Genomic DNA, 16062 nt, shown 5'->3' with positions numbered 1-16062 from the left:
CCGCGCCCGCCGGCCCTCGCCTTCCCAAGCCAACAAGACGAAGAAGCACCATGACCCGTGCCCTGCTCTGTGCCGCCGTTCTGGCCGTCGCCGCGCCGTTCGCGTCGGCCGCCACCGCGCCTTCCTACGACATCGAGGACTTCTCGACCGCCGCCCTGATCGACAAGCCGACCGTGATGGCGGCCTGGAAGGAAGCGCTGCCGGCCGAGCGCCTGACCAAGCTCTACCCCAAGTCCAAGTGGGGCTTCCTCAGCCAGGTCGAAGGCGGCGTCGTCGACGGCAAGCTCTGCGTCGTCACCGCACGCGTGACGCTGCTGCCCAAGACCACGCCGACGCGGCGCTTCGTCTGGGAGCCGGCGAAGAGCTCGACGGTCTTCGACGGCCGCCCGGTCGCCACGCCCGCCGAATGCAGCGCGCTGGCGCAGGAGCGCCTGAAGGACGCGCTGCGTTCGCTGGTCTCCAGCCTGGTGAAGAGCTGAGCCTGGACGCAGGACGCCGGAAGGCGTTCTGCGCCTGCCGAAGGCCATCGCGCGATTGCACGCGCGATGGCTGACGACCGCGGCGCTGCGGCCTCAGGCCAGCAGCGCCCACAGCGCCGCGACGACCAGCGCGGCGATCATCGTCACGCCGTAGAGCGTGGCGACCAGGCCGCTGCGCAGCGCCTGCGTCCACCAGCGCCCGCCGTAGACGCGGCGCATCGCCAGCCAGGTGTAGACCGGCACGACGACCCAGGCCAGGCCTTGCAGGCCGCCCAGCGGCAGCAGCGTGATGCCCAGCATCGCGAACCAGAACGCGTGCACGTGCAGCGCGAAGACGAGGTGCTCGGTGTAGCGCAGCCGCCGGTTGCGGTAGGCCAGCGCCAGCCAGGCCGCGAAGCCCGGCAGCAGCACGAACATCGACGGGCCGATGGCGTCGACCAGCCGGGCCTTGAGTCCGCGCGCGTCGTTGGCCAGCGCCTCGGGCCCGGTGCCCAGGCGCTGCTCCAGCCGCTTGCAGACCAGGGCCGGCAGGTTGTGGCACTCGACGCCGGTGCCGTCGGGTTTGAAAGCGAACTGCACGCTGGCGCCGCCGACGTTGAGTTCGAACTTCGGCGGATCGTCCTTGTCGAACTGCACCGCCGGCTGCGGCTGGCCGGCGTCGAGCAGGTTGGACATCCGCACCGCCAGCAGCACCAGCACGCTGATCGTCAGGTACAGCCGCAGCGGCAGCACGTAGTGCTTGCGCCGGCCGCGCAGGTACTGGCGCGTCAGCTCGCCGGGGCGGCGGAACATCAGCGCCAGCGTGCGCCACATCGCGCCTTCGGTCGACAGGTAGGCGCCGCCGAACTGCTGCACGAACTCGCCGACGGTCGGCGCGCGCACCCGCGTCTCCTGGCCGCAGTGCGGACAGAACTTGGGCGTCGGCTCGGGCAGCGGCTGCTCGCAGTTGGGGCAGGAGTCCAGGGTGGTGCGGCGGTGTTCCGAAGGCAGCCGCGATGGTAGCCCGCGGCGGCTGCACGCCCGGGCTGGCGCGCTTCGTGCGTGACAATCCGGCGATGTCTGCGAGTCCCCCGGTCCTGCGCCTGCGAGGCGTCACCAAACGCTTCGGCCCCCTGGTCGCCAACGACGGCATCTCGCTGGATCTGGACCGCGGCGAAGTGCTCGCGCTGCTCGGCGAGAACGGCGCCGGCAAGAGCACGCTGGTGTCCATCCTCTTCGGCCATTACGTCGCCGACGAAGGTTCGATCGAAGTCGACGGCCGCACGCTGCCGCCGGGCCAGCCCAAGGCGGCGCTGGCCGCCGGCATCGGCATGGTGCACCAGCACTTCACGCTGGCCGACAACCTGAGCGTGCTCGACAACGTGATGCTCGGCACCGAGCCGCTGTGGCAGCCGTTCACGCGCCGCGGCGACTGGCGCCGCCGCCTGCTCGACGCGGCGCAGCGTTTCGGCCTGCAGGTCGACCCCGACGCGCGCATCGCCGAGCTGTCGGTGGGCGAGCGCCAGCGCGTCGAGATCCTCAAGGCCCTGGTGCGCGGCGCGCGCATCCTGATCCTCGACGAGCCGACCGCGGTGCTGACGCCGCAGGAGAGCGAGTCGCTGTTCGCGACGCTGGCGCAGATGGTCGCCGACGGCCTGTCGATCATCTTCATCAGCCACAAGCTCGACGAGGTGCTGCGTGTCAGCGACCGCATCGCCGTGCTGCGCGGCGGCAAGCTGATCGCCGTGCTGCCGGCCGAAGGCGCGAGCAAAGCCGACCTGGCCGAGGCGATGGTCGGCCGCACGGTGGCACCGGCGGTCAAGACACGCCACGAACCCGGCCCGGTGGTCTGCGAGCTGCCCGGCACGACGCTCGCGATCCGCGCCGGCGAGGTCTTCGCGGTGGCCGGAGTCGCCGGCAACGGCCAGCAGGCGCTGGCCGAGGCGCTGTGCGGCGAACACGCGGCGCCACGCGGCGCCGTGCTGCTCGACGGCCGGCCGCTGCCGGCCGCGCCGCGGCGTTTCGTCGAAGCCGGCGTCGCGCGCATCCCCGAAGACCGCCACGCCGTCGGCGTCGTCGGCGACCTGCCGATCTGGGAGAACGCGGTGCTCGAGCGCCACGCCAGCCCGGCCTTCGCCCGCTGGGGCGTCGTGCGCCGCGGCGCCGCACGCGCTTTCGCGCGCCAGGTCGTCGAACGTTTCGACGTGCGCGGCGGCGGCCTGGACACGACGACCCGCTCGCTGTCGGGCGGCAACATGCAGAAGCTGATCCTCGGCCGCGCGCTGCTGGGCAGCGGCACGACGCCGCGGCTGGTGGTCGCCAACCAGCCGACCTGGGGCCTGGACGTCGGCGCCGTCGCCTACGTGCACCAGCAGCTGCTCGACGCCTGCGCCGCCGGCGCCGCGGTGCTGCTGATCAGCGAGGACCTGGACGAGATCTTCGCGCTCGCCGACCGCGTCGCCGTGCTCTACCACGGCGTGCTCGGCGCGCCGCGTGCGGCGGCCGACTGGACGCTGGCCGACATCGGCCTGGCGATGGCCGGTGCCGGCCGGGAGGTGGCGCATGCGGCTTGAACGACGCACCGAGGTGCCGCGGGCGCTGCTCGTCGCCGCGCCGCTGGCCGCCGTGGCGGTGACGCTGCTCGTCACCTCGCTCCTCGTCGCCTGGGCCGGCGCGCCGGTCGGCCGGGCCTACGCGCTGCTGCTCGAAGGCGGCTTCGGCTCGCGCTTCGCGATCACCGAGACGCTGACGCGCGCGACGCCGCTGATCCTGACCGGCCTGGCCGCCGCGGTGGCGTTCCGCGCGCGGCTGTTCAACATCGGCGCCGAAGGCCAGCTCTACGCCGGCGCGCTGGCGGCGGTGGCCGTCGGCGGGTTGCACGGCGGCACCGGCTACGAAGTCGCGCCGGCGATCCTGTTCCCGCTGATGATCGCCGCCGCCGCGCTGGCCGGCGCGCTGCTGCTGCTGGGGCCGGCGCTGTTGAAGAGCCGCTTCGGCGTCGACGAGGTCGTGACGACGCTGCTGCTGAACTTCATCGTGCTGCTCTTCGTCTCGGCGATGCTCGACGGCTTGATGAAGGACCCGATGGCGATGGGCTGGCCGCAGAGCGTGGCGCTGCAGGACGCGCTGCAGCTGGACAAGCTGGTCGAACGCAGCCGCGTGCACACGGGGCTGGCGGCCGCCGTCGGGCTGGCCGTCGCGCTGTGGGCGCTCTTGAAGTACACGACGCTGGGCTTCGAGATCCGCGCCGTCGGCGCCAACCCGCGCGCCGCACGTTTCGCCGGCATGCCGGTGGGCTGGACGACGGTGAAGGTGGCGCTGCTGTCGGGCGCGCTGGCCGGGCTGGCCGGCGCCGTCGAGGTGGCCGGGCGCACCGGCTACGTCACCCTGGACATGAGCCCGGGCTACGGCTACAGCGGCATCGTCATCGCGATGCTGGCGATGCTGAACCCGCTGGCCGTCGTCGCCGCCGCGGTCTTCGTCGCCGGCATGCTGGTCGGCGCCGACAGCATGAGCCGCGCCGTCGCCGTGCCGACCTACATCGCCGACGTCATCGTCGCCGTGTCGCTGATCACGGTGCTGGTGGCGACGATGCTCACCCAATACCGGATCCGCCGCTGATGAGCGAGACGCTGGACCTGCTGATGGCCGCGCCCTTCTGGGTGGCGGTGCTGCGCATCGCGACGCCGCTGGTGCTGGGCACGCTGGGCGTGCTGATGTGCGAACGCGCCGGGGTGCTGAACCTCGGCATCGAGGGGATCATGGTCGCCGGGGCTTTCGCCGGCTGGCTGGCGGTCTACCAGGGCGCCGGGCTGTGGACCGGGGTCGCCGTCGCGGCGGCGGTCGGCGCCGTCTTCGGCCTGCTGCACGGCGGCCTGACCGTCGTGCTCGGGCTGTCGCAGCACGTCGCCGGGCTGGGCATCACGCTGCTGGCGACCAGCCTGGCGAGCTTCGCCTACCGCGTCGGTTTCCCCAAGGTCGAGACGCCGCCGACGATCCAACCTTTCGAGCCGATGTCCTGGCTGCCGATCCCCGTGCTGAACGAGCAGACGCCGCCGGTGCTGCTGGCGCTGCTGCTGGTGCCGGCGATCGCCTGGTTCCTCTACCGCACGCCGCTGGGGCTGGCGGTGCGCATGGTCGGCGAGAACCCGGCCGCCGCCGAAGGCCAGGGCCTGAACGTCGTGCGCCTGCGCCTGGGCGCGGTGGCCGCGGGTTCGGCGCTGATGGGCGTGGCCGGCGCCTTCCTGACGCTGTCGGCCTTCAACGCCTTCTACTTCAACATGGTCAACGGCCGCGGCTGGGTCTGCGTGGCGCTGGTCGTGTTCGCGTCCTGGCGGCCGGGCAAGGCGCTGGCCGGCGCGCTGCTGTTCGCCTTCTTCGACGCGCTGCAGCTGCGGCTTCAGCAGGCCGGTGGCGGTGTCTTCGGCGTCGAGCTGCCGTACCAGGTCTACCTGATGCTGCCTTACGCGATGGCGATCGTCGCGCTGGTCGTGATGGCGCGGCGCGCGGCCTACCCGCAGGCCTTGATGAAGCCGTATCGCCAGGGCGAACGTTAGACGCCGTCCAGCGCGGCGAAGAACGCGGCCAGCTTGCGGTCGTCGAGCTGGCCGTCGCAGCGCACGCCGCTGCACAGGTCCAGGCCGTAGGGCTGCACCGTCTCGACCGCCTGGCGCACGTTGGCCGGGTTCAGGCCACCGGCCAGATACAGCGGCAGCGGGCCGATCGCGTCGCGTATGCGGCGGCTGATCGCCCAGTCGTGGCGCCGGCCGGTGCCGCCCAGCTCCTTGACCGCCAGCGCCGGGTTGCCCGAGTCGAGCAGGATCGCGTCGACATACGGCTCCACCGCCACCGCCTCCGCTATCGAGGCTTCGCCGGTGACGTGGATGACCTGCACGATCTCGACGCCTGGGCACAGCGTGCGCAGCGCCTGCAGCTCCTCGATCGCCACCGCGTCGACCAGCTGCAGCGTCGTCGTGCCGGCGGCGGCGTGCTGCGCGGCGATCGAGGCCGCGTCGGTGCGGCAGGTCAGCAGGAAGCTGCGCGTCGGCGACGGCACCGCGGCGGCGATCTCGGCGATCGTCGCGTCGTCGATGACGCCGGGCCCGCTGGGCATCGCCGACACCAGGCCCAGCGCCGAGGCGCCGGCCGCGACCGCGCGGCGCGCTTCGTCGACGCTGGCGATGCAGCAGATCTTGACCACGGGCTTCATGCCATGTCTCCGTCGATGCGTTGATGCAGCCAGGGTGGCGGTGGCGGCGCGCTGTCGGCCAGCGTGACGGCGGCCTGCACCGCGGCCACGGCGCGCGCGGCGCCGGCCTCGTCGGCCGCGTGCACGCGCGCCAGCGGCTCGCCGGCGCGTCGCGTCTCGCCCAGCGCGACCATCTCGTCCAGGCCGACACGCGGGTCGATGGCGTCGCCGCCGCGGCGCCGGCCGCCGCCCAGCTCGACGATCGCATAACCCAGCGCACGCGCGTCGATCGCGGCGACGACGCCGTCGCGCGGCGCCGGCACCTCGGCGATCACCGGTGCGCTGGCCAGCCGCGCATTCTTCAGCACGTCGCCCGGGCCGCCGAGCCCGGCGACCATCGCCGCGAAACGTTCCGCAGCCGCGCCGCTGGCCAGCGCCCGGCGTGCCGCGGCCAGCGCCGCCGGCTCGTCGGCCTGCAGCCCGCCCAGCACCAGCAGCCGCGCCGCCAGGCCCAGCGTGACCTCGACCAGGCGCGCATCCCCCGGCTCGCCACGCAGCAGCGCCAGGCATTCGGCGACTTCCAGCGCGTTGCCGGCGCTGCGGCCCAGCACCTGGTTCATGTCGGTGACCAGCGCCGCAGCGGCCAGCCCGGCGCCGCGCGCGGTGTCGACCAGGCTGGTGGCCAGCGCCTGCGCCGCCGCCGCGTCACGCATGAAGGCGCCGCTGCCGAGCTTGACGTCGAGCACCAGCGCGTCCAGCCAGGCCGCGAGCTTCTTGCTGAGGATGCTGGCGGTGATCAGCGGCAGCGACTCGACGGTGGCCGTGACGTCGCGGATGGCGTAGAGCCGGCGGTCGGCCGGCGCCAGGCGCTCGGAGGCACCGATGATGGCGCAGCCGGCCGTGCGCAGCACCGCGTGCAGGCGTTCGGGCGACGGGTCGACGCCGTAGCCGGGCAGCGCCTCCAGCTTGTCCAGCGTGCCGCCGGTATGGCCCAGGCCGCGGCCGCTGATCATCGGCACCAGGCCGCCGCAGGCGGCGACGATGGGCGCCAGCAGCAGGCTGGTCTTGTCGCCCAGGCCTCCGGTGCTGTGTTTGTCCAGCACCGGGCGGCCGAAGCCGGCCCAGCGCAGGCGTTCGCCGGAGTCGGTCATCGCCTGCGTCAGCGCCACGGTCTCGGCGCGGTCCATGCCGCGCAGCAGCACGGCCATCGCCAGCGCGGCGACCTGGGCGTCGCTCCAGCGCGCCTCGCCTTCGGGCGCCGTCAGGCCGGCGACGAAGGCGCGGATCTGGGCTTCGGCCAGCGTGTGGCCGTCGCGTTTGGCGGCGATGATCTCGGCGGCCAGCATCGTTCAGGGCCGGCGCACGATGCGAACGTCGCGCGGCGGTTCCAGCCCGGGATGCGCGCCGAGGTAACGCGCCAGGGCCTCGGCGTCGGCTATGCCGTAGACACGCTCGCTGCCTTCGCGCAGCACGGCGAAGCGGTCGCCGCCGTCGGCGAGGTAGCTGTTGACGGTGATGCGCAGGCGCTGCGCCGGCGCGACCGGCCGGCCGTCCAGCGTCAGCGAGCCCGGCACCAGGCGCGAGCCGGCCGGGCGCGTGGCGTCCCATTCGTAGTGCGGCCCGCGCGAGACCTGCAGCACCCGCGGGCGCTCGCCGTGGAACTGGTTCTCCAGCAGCGCGGCCAGTTGGGCGCCGCTGATCGTCAGCGTGACGAGCTGGTTGCCGAAGGGCTGGGCCTCGAAGACGTCGGCGTAGCGCACGCGGCCGTCGCCGGTCTTCAGGATCGGGCTGCGCATGCCGCCGGGGTTGGTGAGCGCGGCCTGGGCGCCGACGGCGCGTGTCGCTTCCAGCTGGGCGTCGGCGATGACGCGGCCCAGCACCGACTCGCCCGAGGCGTCGGGCTCGCGTGTCAGCGACGCTGTGATGCTGCCGACCACGCGCTGCGCCAGCGGCGCCGCCAGGCGCTCGTAGGCGGCGATCAGCGCCTGCTGGCGCGCGTCGGGCGCAAAACGCGCCGGGTCGACGACGACGTTCTTGGCGTCCGACTGCAGCACCCGGCCGCTGGCGCGGTCGAGCTGCAGGTCGATGGCCGTGACCAGCATCCCGTAGTGGTCGCCGCTGGTGACCAGGCGGCCGTCGACGCGGCAGACATAGCTGCGGTGGGTGTGGCCGCTGACGACCACCGCCACCGCCGGGTCCAGCCGCGGCACGATGCGCGTGATGGCGCCGCGCAGGTTGTCGCAGCCGTCGCGGCCGCCGTCGGCTTCGCCGCCTTCGTGCAGCAGCACGACGACGGTGTTGACGCCCTGGCGCCGCAGCTCGGGCACCAGCGCGTTGACGGTGTCGGCCTCGTCGCGGAACTCCAGCCCGGCGACGCCCGAGGGCATCACGATGTGCGGCGTGCCCTTCAGCGTGAGGCCGACGAAGGCCACCGGCACGCCGTCGAAGCGGCGGATGGCGTAGGCCGGCAGCAGCGTCTGGCCGGTGGCGCGCACGACGGTGCTGGCCGCCAGGTACTGGAAGCCGGCGCCGGCGAAAGGCTGCGGCCCGCGGCAGCCGTCCACCGGGTGGCAGCCGCCGTGCTGCAGGCGCAGCAGCTCGGCCGCACCTTCGTCGAACTCGTGGTTGCCGACGGCGCTGAAGGCCAGGCCCATCGCCGACATCGACTCCACCGTCGGCTCGTCGTGGAACAGCGCCGACAGCAGCGGCGACGCGCCGACCAGGTCGCCGGCGGCGACGAAGACGTGGTTCGGGTGCCCGGCCGCCAGCTCGCGCACCGCGGTGGCCATCACCGCCGCGCCGCCGGCCGGCACCGTCGTCACGCGGCCCGGCTCGTTGGGGTCGGGCTGGCGCAGGCCGCCGGGCGGCGGCATCAGGTAGCCGTGGAAGTCATTGATCGCCAGCAGGCGCAGCGAGACGGTGGCGGCGGGGGCGCTGGCCTCAGGCGCAGCAACCGGCGCCGCGGCGCAGCCGGCCACCAGCGCCGCGGCCAGCGCGGCGAAGGCCGCACGCAGCGCGGCCATCAGTAGCTGGCGGCCGAAGCCGGCCGCGCCGTGCCGCCGATCACGGCCTGCAGGTCGTCGAGCAGGCTGCTGGCGCCGATGCGAAAGCGCGCCGGCGTCGGCTGGCCGAGGGCCGCACGCGCCAGGTAGACGTAGTTCTGCGCCTGCTCGGCGGTGCGGATGCCGCCCGAGACCTTGAGCCCCACCTGGCGGTAGCCGCCGCTGGTGATGGCGGTGAGCAGCAGGCGCGCGGCGTCGATGGTGGCGCCGTTGGGCGTGCGGCCGGTGCTGGTCTTCAGGAAGTCGGCGCCGGCGTCGAGCGCGATGCGTGCGGCGTTGCGGATCAGCAGCGGGTCGCGCAGTTCGCCGGTCTCGAGGATGACCTTCAGCGTGCGGCCGCGCGTTTCGCGCCGCACCTGGGCGAGCAGCGTGCGCGCCTGGTCCAGCGCCTGCCAGGGCATCACGACGTCGACCTCGTCGCCGCCGGCGGCCACGATCTCGGCCGCTTCGCGCACGGCGCGTTCGACATCGGTGCTGCCGTCCGGAAAGTTGGCCACCGCCGCCACCTTGACGGCCGGCGGCAGCGCGGCCCGCGCCTGCGCCACGAACCGCGGCCAGACGCACACCGCCGCCACCCGCCCCTGCGGCCCCTCGGCGCGCCGGCACAGGCGCTCCACGTCAGCCGCCGTGTCGGCGTCGTTCAGGCTCGTCAGGTCCAGACAGGCGAGCGCGGTGCGGGAGGTGGCGATCAGGTCTTTCATTTCGGGTGGGCGGGCGGGGATGGGTGTCGGGGTGGAGTTTGACACCGGGGTGTGGGGCGTTGGTTGATGGCGCCTGTAGTTGTCGTCGGCTTGCCTTTTGTTTGGTTGCGCGCGGCGGGTGTGTTTTGGCGTTGCGCTCGCGCTTATCGCGTGCGAGCGCCGCGGCGTGCCACGGCCGCCGGGTGGCCGGTTCCGGTCATGTCCCCCGGCCCGGCTGCGCCGGGCCTCCTCCTAATACTTCTACAGGGACTTCCCACCGAGTCAACACGCGATGGCTCCGGTCAATCGTCTTCCAGCTGAGGCGTGCGCCGCGAGGCTGCATCGGCACAGAGAACAGACTGCACATCTACAGACGGCCTTGTTGCACGGCTTGCCCGTGCGGGCCCAGATACGAACCGCTCGGCGGGGCTCCATTCCCTACTCGTCGACGCCTGTGGCGCGACATTGGATTAGTCGAGCTTGCCCGCCGCCGGTCTGACCTGTGTGATGCATCTTCTGCCGCACGCCTGGAGGAAGTCGGTGAATTCGGGGCCGGTCGCGTCAACAGGCGGCGGCCGCGCCGCCGGGTTTGCTGCTGACGTGGTCGGGATCGAAGCGCTGTCCCTTGGCGAGTACCGCCCAGAGGATGCGGGCGTTCTTGTTGGCCATGGCCACGACGGCCTTTTGCCAGCCCACGCGCGCGGTGAGTTGCACCAGCCAGCGCGAGATCCGGTCGTCGCGTTTGTGCGCGGTCATGACAGCGGACTTGGCGCCCTGGATGAGCAGGGTGCGCAGGTAGGTGTCACCGTGTCGGGTGATGCGTCCGAGTTTGGCTTTCCCGCCGCTGGAGTTCTGGCTCGGCGCCAGGCCGACCCAGGATCCGAACTGCGCGCCGCTCTTGAACTGGCGGAAGTCGCCGACGGTGGCCACCGCTGCCGAGGCGCCCACCGCTCCGATGCCGATGAGCCTGGCGGCCGTCTGCGCCTGCGCGTCGGCCTTGAGGTGTGCGGTGATGCGCTCGTCGCACCAGGCGATGTGGCAATCGAGTTCGACCCACTGCAGCCGCGCACGTTGCAGTGCCACGCGAGCCAGCCACGGCATCTCGCTGGTGGCGTCTTCCAGCGCGTCGGCCAGGCCTTCGCGCAGCGCCTCGGGTGTCTGAGCGAAGCTGATGCCGAACTCGGCGAGCAGGCCGCGGATGCGGTTGATGCAGGCCGTGCGCTCGACCTTGTAGCCCTCGCGCAGCCGGTGCACGGCCAGCACCGCTTGCTGCTCGGCGCTCTTGACCGGCACGAAGTGCATCTGCGGGCGGCTGGCTGCCTCGCAGATGGCCGCCGCGTCGTTGGCGTCGTTCTTGGCGCGCCGGCCCTGCAGTCGGTACGGCCCGACGAAATGGCCCGCCAGCAGCCGCGGCCGCAAACCCATCTCTTGCAGCCGGCGGGCCCAGTGGTGCGCGCCGCTGCAGGTCTCCATCGCCACCGTACAGCCCGGCGGCAGTTGCGCGCACCAGGCCAGAAACTTCTCGCGCGGCAGCGCTCGGGCCACCACCACGTGCCCGGCGGCATCCACCGCGTGCACCTGGATCACGCGTTTGGCCAGATCCACGCCTACTCGGACGACAGGCATTGCAGGAGGCTTTTCCACGGACTTCTCCTTTCCAGCGTCGGACTGATCCCTCCCTCAATCCTGGCGTCTCGGCGACGTGCTGGTTGCGGGAAGTCCCTTCGTATTCCCTACACCGGCCACCCGACGGCCGCGGCAGGGCGGTGCGGGTCTGTTCGCGCCGGCGGGCCGGCGTCCCCTCGAAGGGGGGGCGGCGGGCTTGGTGGGCTTGGTGGGGGGGCTCAGAATCATCTGTAACCGGCGCCGCTTTCGGCGTCTTTTTTCCGCCTGTGTTGCCAGTGCCGGCCGGCAATTCGCTTCCTCAATCTTTCGGTCAGGAGTTTGCATATGAGCAAAGGTGGAAATTCGGGCGGTGGTCGTAGTGGCGGTGGTGGCTCGCAGGGCGGCGGCCGCTCTGGTGGCGGCAGTTCCGGTGGCGGGGGCGGCGGGCGTGGCCAAGGCAACGGCGGTGGTTGGCCAAGTGGCACAGGTAGTCCATCGGGTGGTGGTCGCAGCAACGCACCCGCAGGTGGTGGTGGCCGAAAGTAAATAGGCTAATCCGGCGCGGTCGTGGGCTTGGCTATCAGCCGACTGTGCTCCTCGTACGCGGCCAAACGTTCATCCAGGCCCTGTAGTTCCGCCAACTGGGTTCGGCACACCGTCTGCACCAATCCGGGCACGGTGTCCAGTGCTCGCTGGCGCGACTGCGCACCGTGGCGGCATTGGGCGGCAGCACGATGTCGAACTCGCTGAGCACGCTGCGCGGGCGGTTGATGACTGCCATGCCGGCGCACGTGCACCGCCAGGCGCGACTGCCCCTGCGTTGACTTGACTGGCACGAAGCGCATCGCCGGGCGCTGCAGCGCTTCGCAGATCGCGGCGGCGTCCGCCGCGCCTTTCTTGCCGCGGCGCCGGCTTATGCGGTAGGGCACGACGAACTTGGGCGCCATCAGCCGCACCGTGTGGCCGAAGTCCTGAAGCGCCGAGCCCAGTGGTGCGCGCCCGAGCAGGCTTCCATGCCGATGGTGCACGGCGGCAGCTTGGCCACCGCTTCGAGCAACTGGTCGCGGCGCACCGCCGCGCGCACCAGCACAGGCTTGCCGCGCTCGTCGACACCGTGCAGGGCAAACACGTTCTTGGCCAGATCGATGCCGATACACAGAATGGTCATGGACATCTCCTTGCGTCAGCCGGGTGGAGGATGAGATTTCGCAACCCCATCGTCGTACCGGGCGGCCGTCGTTGCCTGAGGGATAACCTCAGGCGGGTGGGACGCTATGGGGATGTCCATTTCATTCGTTAAAGCTCAACAATGGACAGCAATCGCCGGGAAGAACTGAAGGCCCTCATTCGCCGTCTTGAAGCCTCGGCGACACCATCTGCATCTCCACAAGATGCAGAGAAAATGATGGGCGAGATTCTTGGGTCCCTATTAACTGAGGATGGCTACACAATTGAGTCCGTAGGTCACCAGCGGGATATCGGCGTCGATTTCATCGCAAGAAAGGGAACGCCAGGCGATCAGGAAGCAGATGAAATCGCAATCGAATACAAGCATTACCGCCAAGGCGCCGTAGGTACGGACGCAGTACATCGCGTTCTTGGTGCGGCTGTGAGCGCTGGGATTTCCCGCGCTATGCTAGTAACCAACGCTCGGTTTACCTATGCAGCACGCGAAGCTCTGCGCCGAAGCACACCTGTTGGCATTGAACTAATCGACTTGGATTCCCTGCGGTCATGGGTCAGCCGGCTTGAGCAGATTCCGGCCGTCGATGTCTCACTGGTCAATTTAATCCGGCGCGAGCTGAGTCGAAAGCTCATTTCTCTCATCGTAAGAAATCCTCGCTACTTGGATGAAATTGAATGGAGAGAGATGGAAAGGCTCCTCACAGAGGTTTTCGAGGGCTTGGGATTCGAGGCGCGACTTACTCCTGGCAGCAAAGACGGGGGCAAAGACATTGTTCTCACTTGCCAAGTGGCATCCAAGACACATACGTACTACGTCGAAGTTAAACATTGGCGTTCAGGTCAGCGCGTTGGCGCAGGAGCAATCAGCGAATTTCTGAACGTTATAGTCAATGAGCAGATTTCAGGCGGCTTGTATCTGTCGACATATGGCTTTTGCTCCAACGCCATCGAAAGTCTGACCGAAGTTCAACGACAGACTCTTCGTTTTGGGACAGAGAGCAAGATTGCCGCTCTCTGCAAGTCATATGTCAAAGTTACCTCTGGCATCTGGTCTCCAGAAATGGCGCTACCGGAAATATTGTATGATGGTGCGCTCTAGTCTCTCATTCCGCCGGGTCTGCGCGTAAAGCCGCGCAGGCCGGTGAATTCAAACGTTAGACACCACAGGGAGTCAGCTTTGCAGATCACCGCTACCCTAAATCTCGCGCCCGCCGAGGAAGCCGAGATAGCTGCAATTCTCGGCTGCAATGCGGCTGACTTGAATACCCGTCTGAACGCATGCCTCGGCGCATCGATCAACGAGTACTTGGCAATGTTCCGCGGTCAGAAGGTCTTCAAGCGCGGCAGTGACATGCTTGAGTACAGGCTGCTGCTTCTTATCGAAACTGCGTTCAATGGCGTTATTCCGGACGAACGAACCGTCAGCAGTCTCTTTCAGACGACATTGACTGAGAGTCGGTCGCTCATCCGATCGGTAATCTCAAAATACCAATACCAACTCAGAACTCATGTCGAGAGAACTTTGAGTGCGTCACTTACTGCAGCGAGTCGACAGAACAACGCTCTAGACTACACAGTTGTCATTAACAGTCAGAACGTGGTGGATGAATTGAACAAGGCGCTCGCCGACATCGATGGTAGCCTCTCACCTGTGGGAAAGAAGAAGGGGAGCGTATCCACCTACGAGATATCTCCATCCTCCTACAATCGCCTTTGCGCCAAGTTCGGCGTTCCGCCTAACCCGTGACATCAATGAGCGATCTACTTTCAGCGTCCAGCCTGCTGATGGCTGTCGCTGCAATACTATTCAGCCTTTGGTACACGGAGATTGCGAAGGCGCTTGAAACGGTGCCAAAGGCCCACAGAGAGGACAACGTCGCAGCGAAGAGGTTTGTAACCGCCGTTCTGTTAAGCAAAGCGTTGCCGGTATCGGTTATGGCACTTTCTGTGGCGCTAATATTTGCACCAGATGCAATCAAGCTTGCCAAAGAATCATTCCTTGCGTACGCCTCAGATAGCACTTCGGTGCCTAGCCATTACGATGCCGTTCGCACCGCCTACTGCTTCGTAACGATCTTGTCCGCCATCCTCGCGGGATATATGTGGGCACTTGTATTGAAACTTGTGTTGTTACGCAAGCAGCTGAGCTAGTGGTGTCTAATTACTCATTCGAGGCGACCCGTTGCGGCAGCCAACGCCTGGCCGCTACGGGCTCCAGTGGTAATCGTCCCTCCGCGGCCAGTCATCTGCCTCCACGGCACCTCAAATCCAACTACAAGGGCATCCCCGCCTGTCAAGTAAATAGAGTCCTTGATGAATCGATCATCGATTCATCAAGGCACTTCGACGGTGTACTGCCATTGCGCCGCCTGACGGCGCAAGAACTAAGGTGCGGACTGCAGAACTACAACCGGCCTTTGATGCAGCGTTCGATGCTGCTGGCCCTGATGAAAGACGCGCGCGGGGGCTCCATTCGTTAGCCGCGGTCGCCGTGTCCGGCGCCGCCTTGAGTCAAACGAGCACTCCCCGCGCAGGTCCAACCTTGATCCATCAACGCTGGCGTCACGCGGTGGCAGAAACGGATTCGAGGTCGCCTTTCTCCGATGAGTTTGGCGGTTGGCTTTGGCGGCGTGGCGCGCGCTCAGGCAATGGGCTTGAGCTCTTCGTCCTTGGCGAGCATCGCCCAGGCCATGCGCGCGTTCTTGGCGGCGATGGCGACCACGGCCTTCCAGTAGCCGCGGCGCTCGACCAGCGCGGTGGCCCAGCGGCTCAGCCGGTCGTGCTTGTTGGTCGCGGCGGCCAGCACGGCACGCGCTCCCATGATGAACAACGTGCGCAGGTAGGCGTCGCCGGCCTTGGTGATGCGCCCGAGCCGGTTCTTGCCGCCCGAGCTGTACTGGCCGGGCGCCAGGCCCATCCAGGCGGCGAGCTGGCGGCCGTTGGCGAAGTCGTGGCCGTAGCCGATGCTGGCCAGCAGCGCGCTGCAGTGGTCGGGCCGATGCCGGGCATGGCCATGAGCGCGCGGGCGCGGTCGTCGGCCTGGGCCATCAGGCGAATGTGCTCGTCGTACGCGGCCACGCGCTCGTCCAGGCGCTGCAGTTCGGCCAGCAGGTCGCGGCACACGGTCTGCACCCAGCCGGGCACGGTGTCGAGCTGCTCGCCGGCGCGGCTGCGCACCGTAGCGGCCTTGAGCGGCAGCACGATGCCGAACTCGCTGAGCACGCCGCGCAGGCGGTTGATGACTGCCGTGCGCGCGCTCACCCAGCCTTGGCGCGCCGTATGCACCGCCAGGCGCGACTGCGCCTGCGTCGACTTGACCGGCACGAAGCGCATCGCCGGGCGCTGCAGGGCCTCGCAGATCGCGGCCGCGTCGGCCGCGTCGTTCTTGCCGCGGCGCCCGCTCATGCGGTAGGGAACGACGAACTTGGGCGCCATCAGCCGCACCGTGTGGCCGAAGTCCTGGAAGCGCCGAGCCCAGTGGTGCGCGCCAGAGCAGGCTTCCATGCCGATGGTGCATGGCGGCAGCTTGGCCGCCGCTTCGAGCAACTGGTCGCGGCGCACTGCCGGGCGCACCAGCGCAGGCTTGCCGCGCTCGTCGACACCGTGCAGGGCAAACACGTTCTTGGCCAGATCGATGCCGATAAACAGAATCGTCATGGACATCTCCTTGCGTCAGCCCGGTGGAGGATGAGATTTCGCAACCCCATCGTCGTACCGGGCGGCCGTCCTTGCCTGAGGGAAAACCTTGAGTGGGTGGGATGCGAAGGGATGTGCCTTTCATTCGTTAGGCCCGCAAAGTCCGATCCGCATCATCTGTTCGCAGGATTGCCGAATGTTGTTGCACGTCGCAACATTCAATTTTCGGATACGAATCGCACATTGGC

Annotated in this window: 14 protein-coding genes and 3 pseudogenes; 7 read left to right on the top strand and 10 right to left on the bottom strand. The window is 69.1% G+C overall.

Going from position 1 to position 16062, the window contains the following annotated elements; all coding sequences use genetic code 11:
• The first annotated feature begins 50 nt into the window (after positions 1 to 50).
• Positions 51 to 479, top strand: a complete 429-nt coding sequence (locus RGE_RS22355; protein WP_014430763.1) for a hypothetical protein — start codon at positions 51 to 53, stop codon at positions 477 to 479.
• A 93-nt stretch (positions 480 to 572) separates the two neighbouring features.
• Here RGE_RS22355 and RGE_RS22350 read toward each other — a convergent pair whose 3' ends face one another.
• Positions 573 to 1361: a DUF3667 domain-containing protein gene (locus tag RGE_RS22350; RefSeq protein ID WP_043784383.1), complete on the bottom strand. Its 789-nt coding sequence runs from the start codon at positions 1359 to 1361 to the stop codon at positions 573 to 575.
• 173 nt (positions 1362 to 1534) lie between these two features.
• Between RGE_RS22350 and RGE_RS22345 the strand changes: the two genes are divergently transcribed.
• The 3 genes from RGE_RS22345 to RGE_RS22335 are packed head-to-tail and all read left to right on the top strand — an operon-like array spanning position 1535 to position 5014.
• Positions 1535 to 3031: an ABC transporter ATP-binding protein gene (locus RGE_RS22345; protein ID WP_014430761.1), complete on the top strand. Its 1497-nt coding sequence runs from the start codon at positions 1535 to 1537 to the stop codon at positions 3029 to 3031.
• Positions 3021 to 4079, top strand: coding sequence for an ABC transporter permease (locus tag RGE_RS22340; protein WP_014430760.1), 1059 nt, complete (start codon positions 3021 to 3023; stop codon positions 4077 to 4079). The genes RGE_RS22345 and RGE_RS22340 overlap by 11 nt, the downstream gene beginning before the upstream one ends.
• The gene (locus RGE_RS22335) at positions 4079 to 5014 is read left to right on the top strand and encodes an ABC transporter permease (RefSeq protein WP_014430759.1); all 936 of its coding nucleotides are present in this window, start codon (positions 4079 to 4081) and stop codon (positions 5012 to 5014) included. The genes RGE_RS22340 and RGE_RS22335 overlap by 1 nt, the downstream gene beginning before the upstream one ends.
• Here the strand turns inward: RGE_RS22335 and RGE_RS22330 are convergent.
• The 6 genes and pseudogenes from RGE_RS22330 to RGE_RS22305 form a co-directional block, all read right to left on the bottom strand.
• Complete coding sequence (locus RGE_RS22330) at positions 5011 to 5667, bottom strand: phosphoribosylanthranilate isomerase (protein WP_014430758.1); 657 nt, start codon at positions 5665 to 5667, stop codon at positions 5011 to 5013. The genes RGE_RS22335 and RGE_RS22330 overlap by 4 nt on opposite strands.
• Positions 5664 to 6992: a thymidine phosphorylase gene (locus RGE_RS22325; RefSeq protein WP_014430757.1), complete on the bottom strand. Its 1329-nt coding sequence runs from the start codon at positions 6990 to 6992 to the stop codon at positions 5664 to 5666. Before RGE_RS22325 ends, RGE_RS22330 begins: the two co-directional genes overlap by 4 nt.
• 3 nt (positions 6993 to 6995) lie before the next feature.
• Positions 6996 to 8669 carry a bifunctional metallophosphatase/5'-nucleotidase gene (locus RGE_RS22320; RefSeq protein ID WP_014430756.1) on the bottom strand — a complete coding sequence of 558 codons (1674 nt, stop codon included), beginning with the start codon at positions 8667 to 8669 and terminating at the stop codon, positions 6996 to 6998.
• Positions 8669 to 9409, bottom strand: a complete 741-nt coding sequence (gene deoC / locus RGE_RS22315) for a deoxyribose-phosphate aldolase (RefSeq protein ID WP_014430755.1) — start codon at positions 9407 to 9409, stop codon at positions 8669 to 8671. Before deoC ends, RGE_RS22320 begins: the two co-directional genes overlap by 1 nt.
• A 540-nt stretch (positions 9410 to 9949) precedes the next feature.
• Entirely contained in the window at positions 9950 to 11014 is a 1065-nt protein-coding gene (locus tag RGE_RS22310) for an IS110 family RNA-guided transposase (protein WP_014430754.1), read from the bottom strand.
• A 542-nt stretch (positions 11015 to 11556) separates the two neighbouring features.
• A pseudogene (locus RGE_RS22305) lies at positions 11557 to 12161 on the bottom strand (IS110 family transposase); the annotation flags it as partial.
• Between the two features lie 141 nt (positions 12162 to 12302).
• Here RGE_RS22305 and RGE_RS23870 point away from each other — a divergent pair.
• From RGE_RS23870 to RGE_RS24210, 3 genes are all read left to right on the top strand, one after another.
• Positions 12303 to 13277 carry a restriction endonuclease gene (locus tag RGE_RS23870; RefSeq protein WP_014430753.1) on the top strand — a complete coding sequence of 325 codons (975 nt, stop codon included), beginning with the start codon at positions 12303 to 12305 and terminating at the stop codon, positions 13275 to 13277.
• A gap of 78 nt (positions 13278 to 13355) precedes the next feature.
• The gene (locus RGE_RS23865; RefSeq protein ID WP_014430752.1) at positions 13356 to 13925 is read left to right on the top strand and encodes a hypothetical protein; all 570 of its coding nucleotides are present in this window, start codon (positions 13356 to 13358) and stop codon (positions 13923 to 13925) included.
• A gap of 5 nt (positions 13926 to 13930) precedes the next feature.
• The gene (locus tag RGE_RS24210; protein WP_014430751.1) at positions 13931 to 14329 is read left to right on the top strand and encodes a hypothetical protein; all 399 of its coding nucleotides are present in this window, start codon (positions 13931 to 13933) and stop codon (positions 14327 to 14329) included.
• 490 nt (positions 14330 to 14819) lie between these two features.
• Here the strand turns inward: RGE_RS24210 and RGE_RS24800 are convergent, their stop codons facing one another.
• The 3 genes and pseudogenes from RGE_RS24800 to RGE_RS22300 all read right to left on the bottom strand — a co-directional run.
• On the bottom strand, positions 14820 to 14984 hold the full coding sequence (locus RGE_RS24800; RefSeq protein ID WP_232505046.1) for a hypothetical protein: 165 nt from the start codon (positions 14982 to 14984) through the stop codon (positions 14820 to 14822).
• 42 nt (positions 14985 to 15026) lie between these two features.
• Positions 15027 to 15143, bottom strand: a pseudogene (locus RGE_RS24795) (transposase); the annotation flags it as partial.
• Positions 15113 to 15835, bottom strand: a pseudogene (locus RGE_RS22300) (IS110 family RNA-guided transposase); the annotation flags it as partial. The pseudogenes RGE_RS24795 and RGE_RS22300, both read right to left, overlap by 31 nt.
• Positions 15836 to 16062 lie beyond the last annotated feature (227 nt).

Origin of the sequence: Rubrivivax gelatinosus IL144 (assembly GCF_000284255.1) — a bacterium.
GTDB classification, from domain to species: Bacteria; Pseudomonadota; Gammaproteobacteria; order Burkholderiales; family Burkholderiaceae_C; genus Rubrivivax; species Rubrivivax gelatinosus_A.
This window is presented reverse-complemented; position numbering and strand designations above follow the sequence as displayed.